Raw genomic sequence first — 16510 nt, 5'->3', positions numbered from 1 at the left:
ACCCTATCGGCGAATGACGGCCGCGGCGTGGCGTGCGTCAGTACTCGTGCTCGGCGGCCGGGAACACCGACCGGGCCACCTCGTCGCGGTAGGTGCGGGCGGCGTCGAGCAACTGGTCGCCGACGTTCGCGTAGCGCTTGACGAACTTCGCGGTCCGGCCGTGCGTGTAGCCCGCCATGTCCTGCCACACCAGCACCTGGGCGTCGGTCTCGTGGCCGGCGCCGATGCCGACGGTCGGGATGGTGAGCTTGCGGGTGATCTGGCCGGCCAGCTCGGCCGGGACCATCTCCATGACGACGGCGAACGCGCCGGCCTCCTGCACGGCGATGGCGTCGGCGATCAGCTGATCGGAGCCCGCGCCGCGGCCCTGCACGCGGTAGCCGCCCAGGTTGTTGACGCTCTGCGGGGTGAAGCCGATGTGGGCCATCACCGGGATGCCGGCGGCGGTGAGCGCCGCGATCTGCGGGGCGATCCGCTCGCCGCCCTCGATCTTGACCGCGTGGGCGCCGCCCTCCTTGAAGAACCGGATGGCCGACTCGAGTGCCTGCTGGGGGCTCACCTCGTAGCTGCCGAACGGCAGGTCGGCCACCACCAGCGCGTGCGGGGCGCCGCGGACCACGGCGCGCACCAGCGGGATCAGCTCGTCGCAGCTGATCGGCACGGTGGTGTCGTAGCCGTACACGACGTTCGCGGCGGAATCGCCGATGAGAAGAACGGGGATCTCGGCGTCGTCGAAGATCCGGGCGGTGGAGTAGTCGTAGGCGGTCAGCATCGGCCACTTGTGGCCCTCCGCCTTCCATTCGGCGAGGTGCTGAAGCCGGGTCTTGCGTCGCGGCGCGGCGGCCGGCGCGGGGGAGTCTGTGGAACCGTAGATGGCTGCATCCGACATGACTGGTCTCATTTCTGCCTCGAGTCCCGCTCGGCGGGTACCCGGGTTGGTGTGGACACCCCGATTCTTCCACCGGGGGCCGGGAGCGTCACCGTCGTGTCCGGTGGTCTTTGTCACAGACCCGGTCGCGGTCCCCGGAATCGCCGTGCGTAACACGGGCGTAACAGGCCGGGCATAGGGTGCGGTCATGGATCGCCAACAGGAATTCGTGCTGCGCACTCTGGAGGAGCGGGACATCCGCTTCGTACGGCTGTGGTTCACCGACATCCTGGGCTATCTCAAATCCGTGGCGATCGCGCCGGCCGAGTTGGAGGGGGCGTTCGCCGAGGGCATCGGGTTCGACGGCTCGTCGATCGAGGGCTTCTCCCGCGTCTTCGAGGCCGACATGGTGGCCAAGCCGGATCCGTCGACCTTCCAGGTGCTGCCGTGGGAGAGCGACGGCCGGAACTACTCCGCTCGCATGTTCTGCGACATCGCGATGCCCGACGGCACCGCCGCCTGGGCCGACCCGCGGCACGTGCTGCGCCGCCAGCTCAGCCGGGCCGCCGAGGCCGGGTTCACCTGCTATGTGCACCCGGAGATCGAGTTCTACCTGCTCAAGGACATGCCGGGCGACGGCAGCGTGCCGGTCCCGGCCGACAACGGCGGCTACTTCGATCAGACGACGCACGACGCCGCCCCGAACTTCCGCCGCCACGCCATCGAGGCGCTCGAATCGATGGGCATCTCGGTGGAGTTCAGCCACCACGAGGGCGGCCCCGGCCAGCAGGAGATCGACCTGCGCTACGCCGATGCGCTGTCCATGGCCGACAACGTGATGACCTTCCGCTACCTGGTCAAGGAGGTGGCGATCGGCGACGGCGTGCGCGCCACGTTCATGCCCAAGCCGTTCAGCGATCACCCCGGTTCGGCGATGCACACGCACATGAGCCTGTTCGAGGGCGAGTCGAACGCCTTCCACAACCCGGACGACCCGATGCAGCTCTCGGCCACCGGCAAACAGTTCATCGCCGGCATCCTCACGCACGCCAACGAGATCAGCGCGGTGACCAACCAGTGGGTCAACAGCTACCGGCGGCTGGTGCACGGCGGCGAGGCGCCGACCGCGGCGACGTGGGGGCGGGCCAACCGCTCGGCGATGGTGCGCCTGCCGCTGTACACGCCGAACAAGTCGTCGTCGCGGCGGGTCGAGATCCGGACCCCCGATTCGGCCTGCAATCCGTACCTGACCTTCGCGGTGCTGCTCGCGGCCGGTCTGCGCGGCATCTCCGAGGGCTACGAGCTGCCCGAGGAGGCCGAGGACAACGTGTGGGCGCTGACCCCCGCGGAGCGGCGTGCCATGGGCTACCGCGAACTGCCGAACTCGCTGTCGGAGGCCCTGCATCAGATGGAGCGGTCCGAGCTGGTGGCCGAGGCGCTCGGCGAGCACGTCTTCGACTACTTCCTCCGCAACAAGTGGCGTGAGTGGTCGGACTACCGCGGTCAGGTGACCCCGTTCGAGCTGCAGCACTACCTGCCGCTCTGACCTCTCGAGCGGTCTAGTCTGACTGACGTGACTTCGATGGGTGGACGGTCGGCGGTACCGAGTCCCGGTCGGCTCGGGCTCCTGGAGGCCACCGCCCGGGCGGACCTGGACACTCTCGGCTGGTACGACGAGGCCTCCGTCGGTGTGCTGTGGGCGCTCTCCCGCGCCGCCGACGCCGATCTGGCGCTGAAAGCGCTGGTGCGGTTCCGGCAGGCCGCCGATGCCGCGGACTGGGCCGAGATCGACGAGCTGATCCGCACCGACAAGACCTTCCGCGGGCGCCTGTTCGCCGTCTTCGGCGCGTCCGACGCCCTCGGTGATCATCTGGTGGCCGAACCCGGCGTCTGGCGGCACCTGCTGCCCCGGGACCTGCCGACGGCGGAGCAGGCGCGGACGGAGATGCTGGCCTCGGTCGGCGCCGAGCCGGAGCCGGATCAGACCGCGGGCAGCCTGCTGTTCCGGGCCGAGGTGACCGGCCCGCAGGCGATCGGCCGGCTGCGCGTGGCGTACCGGAACCTGCTGCTGCGGCTGGCCGCCCAGGACCTGGCGGCGACCGTCGAGGACGAGCCGGTGCTCTACCTGCCGCAAGTGGGCGGGCACCTGGCCGACTTCGCCGACGCGGCGCTGACCGCGGCGCTCGCGGTCGCGATCCGGGAGGTGCTCGGCGACAAACCGCTGACCACGCGCCTGGCGGTGATCGCGATGGGCAAGTGCGGGGCGCGCGAACTGAACTACGTCAGCGACGTCGACGTCGTCTTCGTCGCCGAACCGGCCGACACCACTTCGGCCCGTCTCGCCGGCGAGATGATGCGGGTCGGCTCGCTCGCCTTCTTCGAGGTCGATGCCGCCTTGCGGCCCGAGGGCAAGCGCGGGGCGATGACGCGCACGCTGGAGTCGCATCTCGCGTACTACCAGCGGTGGGCCAAGACCTGGGAGTTCCAGGCGCTCCTCAAGGCACGGCCGATGACCGGCGACATGGCGCTGGGCGCCGACTACGCCGCGGCGACCGGACCGATGGTCTGGTCGGCGGCCGAGCGCGACGACTTCGTGACCGACGTGCAGGCCATGCGCCGCCGGGTCGAGTCGCTGGTGCCCGACACCGAGAAGGAGCGGAACCTCAAGCTCGGCCGCGGTGGCCTGCGCGACGTGGAGTTCGCGGTGCAGCTGATGCAGATGGTGCACGGCCGCGCCGACGAGTCGCTGCACGTGCGGTCGACCCTGGAAGCGATCGACGTGCTCACCCGCAAGGCGTACATGGGCCGCACCGACGGCGCGAACCTGCACGCCTCCTACGAGTTCCTCCGCCTGCTGGAACACCGGCTGCAACTGCAGCGGCTCTCGCGCACGCATCTGCTGCCCGATCCGGCCGACGACGCGGCGATGCGCTGGCTGGCGCGGGCCGCGCACATCCGGCCGGAGCGATCGCTGGTGGCCGCCGAGGTGCTGCGGCGCGACCTGCGGCAGCAGCGGACACGGGTGCGCCAGCTGCACGAGAAGCTGTTCTACCGGCCGCTGCTGGAGGCGGTGACCCGCTTCGACAAGGACTCGCTGTACCTGCACAACAAATCGGCCGAACGGCAGCTGGCCGCCCTCGGCTACGCCCAGCCCGAACGCGCCCTGGCGCACATCAAGGCGCTCGGCTCGGCCCCGGGCCGGCGCGGCCAGGTGCAGATGCTCATCCTGCCGAGCCTGCTGCAGCACATCAGCGACACGCCCGACCCGGACGCCGGCCTGCTCAACTACCGGCGCCTGTGCGACGAGCTGATCGGCGCCGACTGGTTCCTGCGCCTGCTGCGCGACGACGGCGTCGTCGCCGAACGCCTGATGCACGTGCTGGGCACCTCCGAGTACATCGCCGACCTGCTGATGCGCTCACCCGACGTGATCCAGCTGTATTCGACGGGCGCTACCGGGCCGAAGCTGTGCGAGGTGACCTCGGAGGACGTCGTCAAGGGCCTGATCGCCTCGATGCGGCGGCACTCCGATCCGCGCAAGGCGATCGCCGTGGCGCGCTCGCATCGCCGTGCCGAACTGGCGCGCATCGCCTCGGCCGACCTGCTCGGCCTGATGGACGTCCAGGAGGTGTGCCGGGCGCTGTCGACGGTGTGGGCGGCGGTGATCGACGCCGCGCTGGAGAAGGTGATGGCCGCGACCGCCGCGGAGACCGGAGCCCCCGCACCGGCCCGGATGGCGGTGATCGGAATGGGCCGCCTCGGCGGCGGTGAACTCGGCTACGGGTCGGACGCCGACGTGCTGTTCGTCTGCGATCCGGTGGCGGGCGCCGACGAGACGGTCGCGCTGCGCTGGGCGCAGAACGTCGCCGACAGCGTGCGCTCGCTCCTCGGTACACCGAGCGCCGATCCGCCGCTCGAGGTGGACGTGGGGCTGCGGCCGGAGGGCAAGAACGGGCCGATCGTGCGCACCCTGGCGTCGTACCGGGCCTACTACCACCAGTGGGCGCAGGCGTGGGAGGTGCAGGCGCTGCTGCGGGCGCACGCCTGCGCCGGCGATCCCGGCCTGGGTCTGGAATTCCTGCACATGATCGACGAGATCCGGTACCCGGACGGCGGGGTGTCGCCGGAGGCGGTGCGCGAGATCCGGCGGATCAAAGCGCGGGTCGACGCCGAGCGGCTGCCGCGCGGCGCCGACCCGATGACGCACACCAAGCTCGGGCGCGGCGGCCTGGCCGACGTCGAGTGGACCGTGCAGCTGATGCAGCTGCGCTACGCCCACCGCTATCCCGCGCTGCACCGCACGTCGACCGTGGAGACGCTCGACGCGATCGGGGAGGCGGGGCTGATCCCGGAGGATCAGGTCGCCATGCTCAAGGACGCGTGGCTGACGGCGACACGGGCGCGCAACGCGCTGGTCCTGGTGCGCGGCAAACCCGTCGACCAGCTGCCGGGACCGGGCCGGGAACTCCGGGCCATCGCCTACGCGGCCGGCTGGCCGCAGGACGAGGCCGCGGAGTTCCTGGAGCACTACCTGCGGGTCACCCGGCGGGCGAAGGGCGTCGTGACCGAGGTCTTCGGCGCGTAGGTCGCGGCGCGCCCGGTCCGCGACGGCGGGTCAGTCGCCGACGCGGGCGATCTTCATCTCGAAGACGATGGTGTCGCCCGGCTTGATCGAGCCGTCCGGCGAGCCCTGCGCGTAGCCGTCCTTCGACGGGATCACCACGCCGACGTGCGAGCCGCCCTTCTGGCCGACGAGCGCCTTGACGAAGCCGGTGATCACGCCGTTCTGCGTGGCGCTGGGCTCCTGAGCGGGGAAGCTGGCGGCCTCGCCGTGCCCGTAGCTGGAGTCGAAGACGTCGCCGGTGCGGCCGTTGACGCCCTCGTAGCAGACGTAGACGGTGTCACCCTCCTTGACGACCGGGCCGTCGCCGGTGGTGAGGGTCTTGACCTGGGTCTCGTCGACCGAGAACGGGGTGGTGATGTCGATGACCGGGCTGTACTTGTCGGTGCCGGCGGCGATCCGCGCCTCGCCGGTGGTGCCCTTCACCGTCCACTGCGTCTTGGTGTCGTCCGGCGCGTCGGTGCTGGGGCACGACGTGTTGTTCGGGTCGTACGACTTGGCGTGATCCGAGGAACACCCGGTGAGCAGCAGTGCACAGGCGGCGGGAACCAGCAGGAGGGAGGTCTTTCTCATGGGAGGCCACCTTACCGGGCGGTCAGGGTGCGGCGGCGGTCGGCGAGGTGTTCGGTGCCGGAGCCGTCCGGTGTCACCGGGCATGCGGTCGTTCGCAGCGTCCGGTGAAACTTATCGATCGCTGCCCACTCTGAGCGACAACGTGCCGCGGCGTTCGTGGTTGTCGCTCAGAGTGAGCAGTCGCTGTCTTTGATACCGGATCAGCCGCCGGCGCCCGGGCACGACCCGCCCGGCAGCAGGTTCAGGTTGTCGCCCAGCCAGTGGCCGACGGTGTTGAGGGCGATCGCCCCGGCGTCGAAGGTCATCTTCGGCTCGTGCGCGCTCATCGAGACCGCGACCCGCTTGCCGTCGTTCAGCGTGATGAGGCCGATCTGACGGACCAGATAGCCCTCGTCGCCCTCGTCGACGCCCCAGCCGCCCTTGACGGCGGTGCGGTCGCCGGGAATCTTGTTCAGGCCCCAGTCCTGGGTGGGTGCGACATGCGCCATCAGGTCGAGGACGTGCTCGCTGCCCGGCATGCACGGAAGGTGCGCGGTCCAGACGGCGGAGTCGGTGAGGGTCCAGGTGGTCTCGCCCAGGTGCGGCCACTCGCCGTCGTCGGCGGCCGGCTGCACGACGGTGCCCCGGTCGCCGCCCTCCCGGAGGACGTCGGTGACGGCCGCGGTGGCCTCCGCCGGGGTGCCGAGCGAGCGGGTGAGCAGGCGCGCCGAGCGGTTGTCGGAGTCGATGACCGCCTTGGTCTCGGTGCGGTTCTCGCCGTTGCGGCGTTCGGCGGCGAGCGCCAGGGGCACCTTGATGGTCGACCACGCGTCCTGCGGTTCCTGGTCGCCCAGAAGGATCGGGACACCCCCGCCGCCGACCGGCACGATCGCGACGCCGACCGGGACCTTCAGGTCGAGGGCGGCGAATCCGGCCTGCAGTTGCCTGCGAGCCTCGGCGTCGGGCAGTGACGGGGCAGGGGCCGCCACGCGCGGCTTCTGCCGGGGCGGTTCGTGATGGACGAGGAAGACCGAGGCGGTCGCGATGATCGCGATGCCGGCGATACCGAGGGCAGCGCGGGCCCAGGGGAGTCGTGAGCGCCGGGACCGGGCCGCCGGCGCGGGCCTCGGCGCGGGTGTCGGCGGGTGGTCTCGATCCTTCGACCGCGCATCGTCGCGGGCTCCGTCGCGCGAGTTCGGGGCGACGCTCGGCTCGACCGTCATGGCGGTGACCGTCGTGCGGGGTTGCTCGACCGGCGTTCGAGGTCGCTCGGGTGGCGTGGAGGCGACCGGGTCGGGCGGCGTGGAGGCGACCGGGTCGGGCGGTGGCTGCCGCATCCAGAAGGGTGGCTGGTCGCCGGGCCGGTCGCTCGCCCTGTGCTTAGCCATCAGTGTCCTGGTTCATCGGAATCGTCGCTCGGCGTCCTCCCCGCCGAGCTCCGGCCAGGCTACCAGTGCGTCGTCCCAGGTCGTCGTCCCGTACGGGTGCGCATACGCGCGGCGGGCCGCTCTCCGGGAAGGGGAGCGGGCCGCCGCGGTGGACCGATGAGGTCAGCAGTCGTAGTAGAGGCTGAACTCGTAGGGGTGCGGGCGGATCTGGGTCGGGAGGATCTCGTTCTCCCGCTTGTAGGCGACCCAGGTCTCGATGAGGTCCTCGGTGAAGACGCCACCGGTGGTGAGGTAGTCGTGGTCCTCTTCGAGGCGGTCGATGACGTCGGCCAGCGAGGTCGGGGCCTGCGGGATGCCCTTGGCCTCCTCCGGCGGAAGCTCGTAGAGGTCCTTGTCGACCGGCTCGTGCGGCTCGATCTTGTTCTTGATGCCGTCCAGGCCGGCCATCATCATCGCGGCGAACGCCAGGTACGGGTTACCCGAGCTGTCCGGGCAGCGGAACTCGATGCGCTTGGCCTTGGCGTTGTTGCCGGTGATCGGGATGCGCACACAGGCCGAACGGTTGCGCTGGCTGTACACCAGGTTGATCGGGGCCTCGTAGCCGGGCACCAGGCGCTTGTACGAGTTGATCGTCGGGTTGGTGAAGGCCAGCAGGCTCGGGGCGTGGTGCAGGATGCCGCCGATGTAGAACCGGGCCAGGTCCGACAGGCCGCCGTAGCCGGACTCGTCGTAGAACAGCGGCTTGCCGTCCTTCCAGAGCGACTGGTGCGCGTGCATGCCCGAGCCGTTGTCACCGAACAGCGGCTTCGGCATGAAGGTGACGGACTTGCCGTTCTGCCAGCCGGTGTTCTTGATGATGTACTTGAACAGCTGGACATCGTCGGCGGCGTGCAGCAGCGTGTTGAACTTGTAGTTGATCTCGGCCTGGCCGCCGGTGCCCACCTCGTGGTGGCCGCGCTCCAGGGTGAAGCCCGAGTTGATCAGGTTGGTCGACATCTCATCGCGCAGGTCGACGTAGTGGTCGTACGGGGCGACGGGGAAGTAGCCGCCCTTGGGGCGGACCTTGTAGCCGAGGTTCGGGGTGCCGTCGAGGTCGAACTCCTCCTTGGCGCGCCAAGCGCCCGACTCCGACTCCACCTTGTAGAAGGTGCCGTTCATGTCCGAGCCGTACGAGACACCGTCGAAGATGTAGAACTCGGCCTCGGCGCCGAAGAAGCAGGTGTCGGCGATGCCGGTCGAGGTCAGGTAGTCCTGGGCCTTGCGGGCGACGTTGCGCGGGTCGCGCGAGTAGGCCTCACGGGTGAACGGGTCGTGCACGAAGAAGCTGACGTTCATCGTCTTGGCCTTGCGGAACGGGTCGATCCGCGCCGTCGCCGGGTCGGGCAGCAGCATCATGTCGGACTCGTCGATCGACTGGAAGCCGCGGACCGACGATCCGTCGAAGGCCAGTCCCTCCTCGAAGACGTCCTCGTTGAACGCCTCCGCGGGGATCGAGAAGTGCTGCATGGTGCCGGGGAGATCGCAGAACCGGATGTCGACGTACTCGACGCCCTCGGCCTTGATTCCTTCGAGCAGTTCTTCGTTCGTGGTGTACACGTGCGCCGTACTCCTTACTCGGGTGGGCCAGAACCTCTCTGGCCCGGCAACTCACACAGGCATTCTCTCGCGTGCCGGGTGCGAATCGTTGGTTTCGACGGTAAGGACATGACATTGCCCGACGATCAACCGAATGTTTCCCCCGTGTTACGCGGGTTCTCGATTGTGTCGATTTCGTCACGTCTGGGGAGGCGTGTCGTCCGGTTGCGGTCGGTTCGCGGAGTTCGGCGCGGCACGGTTGCCCGCCCGGAGGCCCGGCCGAGGGGTGGCCGTATGCCTGCCCGGTCGCCGAGTCGAGTTGGCGCCGCTGGCGTTCTTCCGTGAGTCTGCCGGATCTGGACTGCGCTGGCGCTACTTGAACCGCACTGTCCAGATTCGCCAGCGCGGTCCAAATTCGCGAGCACGGTCCAGGTCCGGTTTGCCGGCCGGTGGGCCCCTCGAGGGCCCCGCCGAACTCCGCTCGTCGCGCTCCGGAGACCCGGAAATCACTCATCTAGGATGGGTGCATGGCTTCGAAGAACCGGTCCCGTCCCGATTCCGGGTCGACGGGCTCGACGATGCGCGACGCCGCGGGCAGCTGGCTCACCGGCCCGTACGTGGCGAAGGGCGAGGTGGAGTACCGCGGCTCCGATCTCGGGCTCCCCGAATCCGGGCCCGGCTCGATCGCCGGCGGCTGGCGACGGGTGCTGGCCCTGCTGGTCGACTGGCTCATCGCCGGTGGCCTCGCCTTCCTCGTCGTCGGGCCGCGGAACGCCATCGAGGTGAACGGGCATGTCTACAGCGCCTTCGAGGTGACCGTCCAGGCGATGGCGTGGTGGCAGATCGGCATCTGGTTCGTCCTCGGGCTGGCCACGGTGATGTTCTTCGGCTTCACTCCGGGCCAGTTCGCGGCCGGGACGCGCGTGGCGCGGGCGGACCTCGGTCCGGAGCGCGGCGCGGCGGAGGCGGCGGGCACCGAGCCCCGGGCCGCGGTCGGTCCGGTGCGCGCGTTCTTCCGGCAGCTGCTGATCCCGTTCGTGGTCCCGGCGCTGATCAACGACTACAACGGCCGTGCCATGCACGACCGCGCCACCGGCACCGCCGTCGTCCGCACACGATAGTTGGAACACGTTCCAGCGATTGTTCCTACCTCGCGGTAGGCTATGGCTCGGGTCACAGGACCCGGGCGCTTCCTCGACGCGCCTGATGGTGAAAGAGGTTGCGTGACATGGACATTCTCGGAACGGCGACCCGCGCGGTCACCTCGCGCATCGGCTACCTCCGGAACGTGCCGCGGATCCCGCTCGGCGACGCCGTCGTGCTCGTCACCGGCGGAGCCCGCGGCATCGGAGAGCAGACCGCGCGGGCCTTCGCCGACGCCGGGGCGACGGTCTGGATCGGCGACCTCGACGAGGACGTCGCGAACCAGGCCGCGTCGTCGATTCCCGGCGCGGTGTCCCGGCGGCTGGACGTGACCGACCGGGAATCGTGGGCGTCGTTGATCGACGAGATGATCGCCGAGCACGGCCGGATCGACGTCCTGGTCAACAACGCGGGCGTGATGCCGGTGGGGCCGTTCGCCGACGAGCCCGAGGCCACCACCGATCTGATGCTCGATGTGAACGTCCGCGGCGTCCTGAACGGCATGTACGCGGTGCTGCCGCTGATGGCACGGGCCGGTCGCGGGCACGTCGTGAACGTGTCGTCGATGGCCGGGATGATCCCGCTGCCCGGCATGGTCACCTACAACACCAGCAAGTACGGTGCGCTGGGCGCCTCGCTGGCCGCCCGTCGCGAGTACGACGGCACCGGCGTGACCGTGTCGGCGATCATGCCGGCGGCGGTCCGCACCGAACTCTCCTCGGGCGCGGACCTGTCCGTGCTGCCCACCGTCGACCCGGACCAGGTGGCCCGGCAGATCGTGGGGACACTGACCACCCGTGCGGCGAAGACGTCGTCGCCGGCCTGGGTGCTGCCGGCCTGGACGCTGGTCGAGGCGTTCGTGCCGGAGACGATCGAACGGCTGGCGCGCCGGGCGATCGGGCACGACCAGGCGCTGGCGCTCGATCCGGTCGGCCGCAAGGACTATCTGGAGCGGATCGAACGGCACGCCGGCCGCAGCGCCGCCGCGCAGGCACGAACGAAATCGGAGGTCGCGAAGTGACCCGGATCGCGCTCGCCATCGGATGCGGCGGCACCGTCGGCGGCGCCTGGTCGATCGCCGCGCTGAACGCTCTGGCCGAGCAGTTGCGGTGGGACCCGCGCGACGCGGACGTGATCCAGGGCGCCTCGGCCGGCGCCGAGATCACCACGATGCTCGGCGTCGGCTTCTCGATCGGCGAACTGGTCGACATGCAGCTGGGCAAGGCGGTCGACGACCGCCTGGCGGCGCACCTGGCGGACACGCCGGCGTCGTTCCCGCCGCTGCCGCGCCCGCGCATACCCGATGTACGGACCCTCGGCCGGCGCGGCGGCCACCGGTCGCTGGTCGGGATCGCGCCGCGCGGTCGCGGCGACGCCGGCTGGCTCGATCGCCTGGCGACATCGGTCTGCGCGCCGGGATCGTCGTGGGTGGACCGGCCGGGGATCCGGCTGCTGGCCTACCGCCCGGACGACGACACCCGGGTGGTGTTCACCGGTCCGGGCGAGTCCGTCGGCGCGAACCCGGCACGGAGCTCGGCGGCGACGCTGAGTGAGGCGCTGCGCGCGTCGTGGGCGATCCCCGGCTGGATGCCCGCGGTCCCGATCGACGGGCGCGACTACGTCGACGGCGGTGCGGCGTCGACCGCATCGGTCGACCTGATCGGCGCCGACGAGGCGGACGTGATCTACTGCGTCGCCTCGATGGCCGGTCTCGACGGCACCCGCGGGCCCGGGGCCGGTGGACTCGCCGAGTACACGCTGCTGCGGCGCCCGATGTCGGCGGTACTGCAACGGGAGGTGGCCGCCGTCCGGGCGCGCGGCACCCGCGTCGTGGTGATCTCGCCGACGGCCGCGGAGCTGGCCGCGCTCGGCGCCAACTTCATGAACCGGAATCGTCGTGCCGCGGCGTTCGCGAGCTCGCTGGACAGCACCCGCGAGACCGTCGCCGCGGCCCTGAACACCGAGGACGCGCGATGACCTGCCGTGAACCCCGCATCGTCGTCATCGGTGCCGGCGTCGCCGGGATCACCGCCGCGCACGTGCTGACCGAGTCGGGCTTCACCGAAGTCACGGTGCTGGAGAAGGGCGCCGACGTCGGCGGCGTCTGGTACTGGAATCGCTATCCGGGGCTGACCTGCGACGTGCCCTCGCAGATCTACCAGTTCGGGTTCGCGCCGAAGGCCGACTGGACCCGGCTGTGGGCGTCCGGCGCGGAGATCCAGCGCTACCACCGCGACGTGGTCGACGCGCTGGGGCTGACCGAGCGGATCCGCTGCGGTGTCGAGGTCACGGCGGCGGAGTTCGACGACGTCGCGGGGGAGTGGACGCTGACCACGGCCGCCGGCGAGCAGCTGGTCGCCGACTTCGTGCTGTGCGCGACCGGCGTGCTGCACAATCCGAACATCCCGGAGATCGAGGGCCTGGACGACTTCGCCGGCCCCGTGGTGCACACGGCGCGCTGGGACGACGATGCGGAGACCGAGGGCAAGCGCATCGCGGTGCTCGGCACCGGGTCGACCGGCGTCCAGGTGGTGTCGGCCCTGCAGCCGGACGCCGAGCGGCTGACGCACTTCGTGCGCTCGCCGCAGTGGGTGCTCTGGGCGCCGATGAGGATGCCGCAGATTCCCGGCACGTCGCTGCTCCTGGGTGCGCTGCCGAAGGTGCATCGCGAGCTGTACCGAGGTCTGCTCTGGGGCTCGGGGATCTTCGCCGACGTCGTGCTGCGGCCGTCGTGGCGCCGGAAGCTGGTACAGGAGTACGCGAAGCTGTCGTTGCGGGCGCAGGTCCGCGACCCGGAGTTGCGCGAAGCGCTCACCCCCGACTACGAGCCGCTGTGCAAACGCCAGGTGGTCTCCGGGACGTACTTCCAGGCGGTGCAGGCGCCGAACGCGCGCCTGGTGACCGCCGGGATCGAACGGGTGGTGCCCGACGGGATCGTCACCGACGACGGCGAGCTGCACCGGGCCGACCTCATCGTGCTGGCCACCGGTTTCCGCGCCCACGACTACATGCGGCCGATGCGGATCAGCGGCCGCGACGGGATCTCGCTGGACGAGGCGTGGTCCGCGGGGCCCCGGGCCTACCGGATGACCGCGATTCCCGGCTTCCCCAACCTGTTCACCGTGCTCGGCCCGAACTCGCCGACCGGGTCGATCTCGCTGCAGTTCTCCGCCGAGCTGACCAGCCGGTACATCGCGCGGTGGATCGAACGGTGGTCCCGGGGCGAGGCGGACCGCGTCGAGGTCACCGAGGAGGCGACCGCGGCGTTCTACGACGACGTCGCCGCCGCGATGGGCCCGACCGTGTGGAACACCGGCTGCAATTCCTGGTACTTCACGTCAGGCGGCGCCATCGACCTGTGGCCGTTCGACCGCAAGACGATGATCGAGATGCTCGGCGAGCCCGACGACGCCGATTTCCATGTGACGATGGGGACCAGTCCAGGAACTCGGCGAGAGCCGTCGCGCTCGCCGAACGCGTGATCCAGACGTCGATCTGCCCGAGGACCGCGCCGTCGAGGAGGCGAGGCGTGTCGTCGTCCGGGTCGCCGAAACGGCCGACCCCGGGCGCGCGCGACGAGTCGGACAGTCGTACATTGGCCCGATCAGCACCGACCGACGAGAGGAACCCGTGGCCGACCGGCAGCTCGATTACAGCACCGTTCCCGAGCGTGACGAGGGCTACCAGCGTGGCCTGAGTTCGCGCACCATCCAGATGATCGCCATCGGCGGCGCGATCGGCACGGGCCTGTTCTACGGATCCGGCCGGGCCATCGAGAAGGCCGGTCCGGCACTGCTGCTGGCCTACGCGCTGGCCGGCCTGGCGGTGTTCATCGTGATGCGGGCGCTCGGCGAGCTGCTGATCTACCGGCCCATCTCCGGCGGTATCAGCGAATACGCCGACGAGTTCCTCGGCCGGTTCGCCGGGTTCAGCCAGGGCTGGACGTACTGGGCGGTGTGGGTGACGACGTGCATGGCCGAGATCACCGTGGCCGGGCACTACATCAACTACTGGTGGCCGTCGGTGCCGATCTGGCTGACGGCGCTGGTGGCGCTCGTTGTGCTGTTCACGGCGAACCTGATCTCGGTCGGGCTGTTCGGCTGGGCCGAGTTCTGGTTCTCGGCGATCAAGGTGACCGCGATCATCGGCATGATCATCATCGGTATCGGCGTGCTCCTGCCGATCACCGGATTCGGACCGGAGACCGGGCCGTCGGTCACCAACCTGTGGAACCAGGGCGGCTTCTTCGCCACCGGCTTCACCAACGCGCTGCTGAGCCTGCAGATCGTGATGTTCGCCTACGTCGGCGTGGAGCTGGTCGGCGTCACCGCCGGTGAGGCGGAGAACCCGCGCGTCACCCTGCGCAAGGCGATCAACTCGGTGCCGTTCCGTATCGGCATCTTCTACGTCGGCGCCATCTTCGTGATCCTCTGCATGCGCAGCTGGAAGGACTTCCACGAGGGGCAGAGCCCCTTCGTCACGGTCTTCCGCGACATCGGCATGCCGGGCGCGGCGGGCATCGTCAACTTCATCCTGCTGACCGCGGCGCTGTCGTCGTGCAACTCCGGGATCTACTCGACGGGCCGCATGCTGCGCTCGCTCGCCGGCCGCGGGGACGCGCCGCGGCGGCTCACCGCGCTGTCGTCGCGCAAGGTCCCGGTCGGCGGCATCGTGCTCAGCGCGCTGGTGATGGTGATCGGGGTGATCGTCAACGTCGTCGACCCGGACCACGCCTTCGCCTACATCACGTCGGTGTCGACGGTCGGCATCATCGTCGTCTGGTCGACGATCCTGCTCTGCCAGATGGTGTACCGGCGCCGGGTGAGCCGGGGAGAGCTGCCCGCCTCGGACTATCGCGTGCCCGGCGCCCCGTACACGACGGTCGCTGCGCTCGCCTTCATGGTGCTGGTCTTCGTGCTGCTGTTCTTCGACCACGACGGCCGGATCGCGCTGATCGTCGGCGCCGTCTGGTTCGCCCTGGTGATCATCGGCTACTTCGTCTGGTCGCGGGCCGCGTCCCGGCTGGCCCTCGCGCGGTACGCCGAGATCACCGGCGACGACGAACGCTAGCGCCGTCTGCTTTTCACGCTGCGCCCCGGTCCCGAGGACCGGGGCGCAGTGCATCGTCGTCGGGCCGGCCCGGGAGTAGCGTCGGGGCATGTGCCGAAACATCAAGACGCTCCACAACTTCGCCCCGCCGGCCACGGACGACGAGGTACATGCCGCCGCCCTGCAGTACGTGCGCAAGATCGCCGGGACCACCAAGCCCTCGCAGGCCAACCAGGCCGCGTTCGACGAGGCCGTGGAAGCGGTGGCGCATGCGACGGCGCACCTGCTCGACCATCTGGTGACGACGGCGCCGCCGAAGGATCGCGCGGTGGAGGCGGCCAAGGCCAAGGCGCGGTCGGCGGCACGGTTCGGCACGGCAGCCGCCGGATAGCGCCGGAAAGCGATTCGTCCTCCGCCGTCTACCGTTTTCGGTACTCGGCGGAGGACGGAATGTCTTCAGTCTCCGGACGGGATCAGGCGGCGCCACCGCGGCGGCGCGCGGTGCGCGCCATGTTCTTCACCTTCGCGCCCTGCGGCATCGGGCCCTTCGGCATGGCCGGCCCGGACGCGCCCTTCGCCTTGAGCGCGGCGAGGCGGCCGTCCAGGGCCTCCATGCGGTCGCGGTCGATGTTCGACGGCAGCTTCTTGAGGTGGCGCTCCAGCTTCGACAGCGGGACCTCGCCCTCGCCGTTGCCGACCACGACCTCGTAGATCGGGGTGTCGCCGACCACGCGTGCGGCCTTCTTCTTCTCCTGCGCGATCAGCGGCTTCACGCGCGACGGCGTGCCCTCGCCGACCAGGATGATGCCCGGCTTACCGATCACCCGGTGCACGGCGTCGAGCTGGCTGGTGCCGCTGACCGCCTGCTGCACGCGCCACTGGCCGCGCATGTTGCTCAGCGCCCAGCCCGCCGCACCCGGCTGACCCTCGGCCTTCTTGTAGACGCTGCGCGACACGCGGCGGGTGAACAGCACGAACGCGCCGAGCAGACCGATCGCGACGCCGATCACCACCATGAACCAGAGTCCGCCGACGAAGACGCCGATCAGCGTGAACACCAGCACGGACAGGGCCAGCACGCCGATCATCAGCGGGATGAGCGCCTTGTCGTCCTTGCGCTGCATGTTGAAGGCCTGCCAGATCTGCTGGCGCTGCTCTTTGGAAGCGGCCTTGCGGGCGGCTTTCGCGGCCTTCTTGGCCTCTTTGCTCGCGTCGTTCTTCGCCTGTGCCATGGTGTCCAGTCTAGTGGGGGTTCGATGTGCGTTTCGACACGGTCTCGTCTTGCGGCGCGACCGGCGGGGCGGGCTGTGGGGG

General features: G+C 70.1%; 13 protein-coding genes. 8 read left to right on the top strand and 5 right to left on the bottom strand.

The features are described 5' to 3' along the window. Positions 1 to 37: 37 nt before the first annotated feature. The gene (gene panB, locus ACSEEN_RS15705; protein ID WP_247864110.1) at positions 38 to 889 is read right to left on the bottom strand and encodes a 3-methyl-2-oxobutanoate hydroxymethyltransferase; all 852 of its coding nucleotides are present in this window, start codon (positions 887 to 889) and stop codon (positions 38 to 40) included. A 187-nt stretch (positions 890 to 1076) separates the two neighbouring features. Here panB and glnA (ACSEEN_RS15700) point away from each other — a divergent pair, with 187 nt between their 5' ends. Further along, a complete protein-coding gene (glnA, locus tag ACSEEN_RS15700; protein WP_247864109.1) occupies positions 1077 to 2414 on the top strand; it encodes a type I glutamate--ammonia ligase in 1338 nt (445 codons plus the stop codon). Between the two features lie 36 nt (positions 2415 to 2450). Next, on the top strand, positions 2451 to 5453 hold the full coding sequence (locus ACSEEN_RS15695; RefSeq protein ID WP_440713696.1) for a bifunctional [glutamine synthetase] adenylyltransferase/[glutamine synthetase]-adenylyl-L-tyrosine phosphorylase: 3003 nt from the start codon (positions 2451 to 2453) through the stop codon (positions 5451 to 5453). A 30-nt stretch (positions 5454 to 5483) separates the two neighbouring features. On the opposite strand, the gene ACSEEN_RS15690 is transcribed toward ACSEEN_RS15695, so the two are convergent. From ACSEEN_RS15690 to glnA (ACSEEN_RS15680), 3 genes are all read right to left on the bottom strand, one after another. Further along, positions 5484 to 6062, bottom strand: a complete 579-nt coding sequence (locus ACSEEN_RS15690) for an FKBP-type peptidyl-prolyl cis-trans isomerase (RefSeq protein WP_440713680.1) — start codon at positions 6060 to 6062, stop codon at positions 5484 to 5486. Positions 6063 to 6262: 200 nt separating this feature from the next. Continuing rightward, entirely contained in the window at positions 6263 to 7264 is a 1002-nt protein-coding gene (locus ACSEEN_RS15685; protein ID WP_440713679.1) for a serine hydrolase, read from the bottom strand. Between the two features lie 327 nt (positions 7265 to 7591). Next, positions 7592 to 9025 carry a type I glutamate--ammonia ligase gene (glnA, locus tag ACSEEN_RS15680; RefSeq protein ID WP_247864102.1) on the bottom strand — a complete coding sequence of 478 codons (1434 nt, stop codon included), beginning with the start codon at positions 9023 to 9025 and terminating at the stop codon, positions 7592 to 7594. Positions 9026 to 9582: 557 nt separating this feature from the next. On the opposite strand from glnA (ACSEEN_RS15680), the gene ACSEEN_RS15675 reads away from it, so the two are divergent. From ACSEEN_RS15675 to ACSEEN_RS15650, 6 genes are all read left to right on the top strand, one after another. Continuing rightward, the gene (locus ACSEEN_RS15675; protein WP_440713695.1) at positions 9583 to 10125 is read left to right on the top strand and encodes an RDD family protein; all 543 of its coding nucleotides are present in this window, start codon (positions 9583 to 9585) and stop codon (positions 10123 to 10125) included. 107 nt (positions 10126 to 10232) lie between these two features. Continuing rightward, entirely contained in the window at positions 10233 to 11168 is a 936-nt protein-coding gene (locus ACSEEN_RS15670; protein WP_440713678.1) for an SDR family oxidoreductase, read from the top strand. Beyond that, positions 11165 to 12124, top strand: coding sequence for a patatin-like phospholipase family protein (locus tag ACSEEN_RS15665; protein ID WP_440713677.1), 960 nt, complete (start codon positions 11165 to 11167; stop codon positions 12122 to 12124). Before ACSEEN_RS15670 ends, ACSEEN_RS15665 begins: the two co-directional genes overlap by 4 nt. After that, positions 12121 to 13629, top strand: a complete 1509-nt coding sequence (locus tag ACSEEN_RS15660) for a flavin-containing monooxygenase (RefSeq protein ID WP_440713676.1) — start codon at positions 12121 to 12123, stop codon at positions 13627 to 13629. The genes ACSEEN_RS15665 and ACSEEN_RS15660 overlap by 4 nt, the downstream gene beginning before the upstream one ends. A 148-nt stretch (positions 13630 to 13777) precedes the next feature. Next, positions 13778 to 15217 carry an amino acid permease gene (locus tag ACSEEN_RS15655; protein ID WP_298446040.1) on the top strand — a complete coding sequence of 480 codons (1440 nt, stop codon included), beginning with the start codon at positions 13778 to 13780 and terminating at the stop codon, positions 15215 to 15217. A gap of 88 nt (positions 15218 to 15305) precedes the next feature. Continuing rightward, positions 15306 to 15587 (top strand): DUF2277 domain-containing protein, encoded by a 282-nt coding sequence (locus tag ACSEEN_RS15650; protein WP_440713675.1) that lies wholly within the window; start codon positions 15306 to 15308, stop codon positions 15585 to 15587. An 82-nt stretch (positions 15588 to 15669) separates the two neighbouring features. Here the strand turns inward: ACSEEN_RS15650 and ACSEEN_RS15645 are convergent, their stop codons facing one another. After that, positions 15670 to 16428, bottom strand: a complete 759-nt coding sequence (locus tag ACSEEN_RS15645) for a DUF4191 domain-containing protein (RefSeq protein ID WP_440713674.1) — start codon at positions 16426 to 16428, stop codon at positions 15670 to 15672. Between the last annotated feature and the right edge of the window lie 82 nt (positions 16429 to 16510).

Origin of the sequence: Gordonia marina (assembly GCF_052036135.1) — a bacterium.
GTDB lineage: Bacteria > Actinomycetota > Actinomycetes > Mycobacteriales > Mycobacteriaceae > Gordonia.
This window is presented reverse-complemented; position numbering and strand designations above follow the sequence as displayed.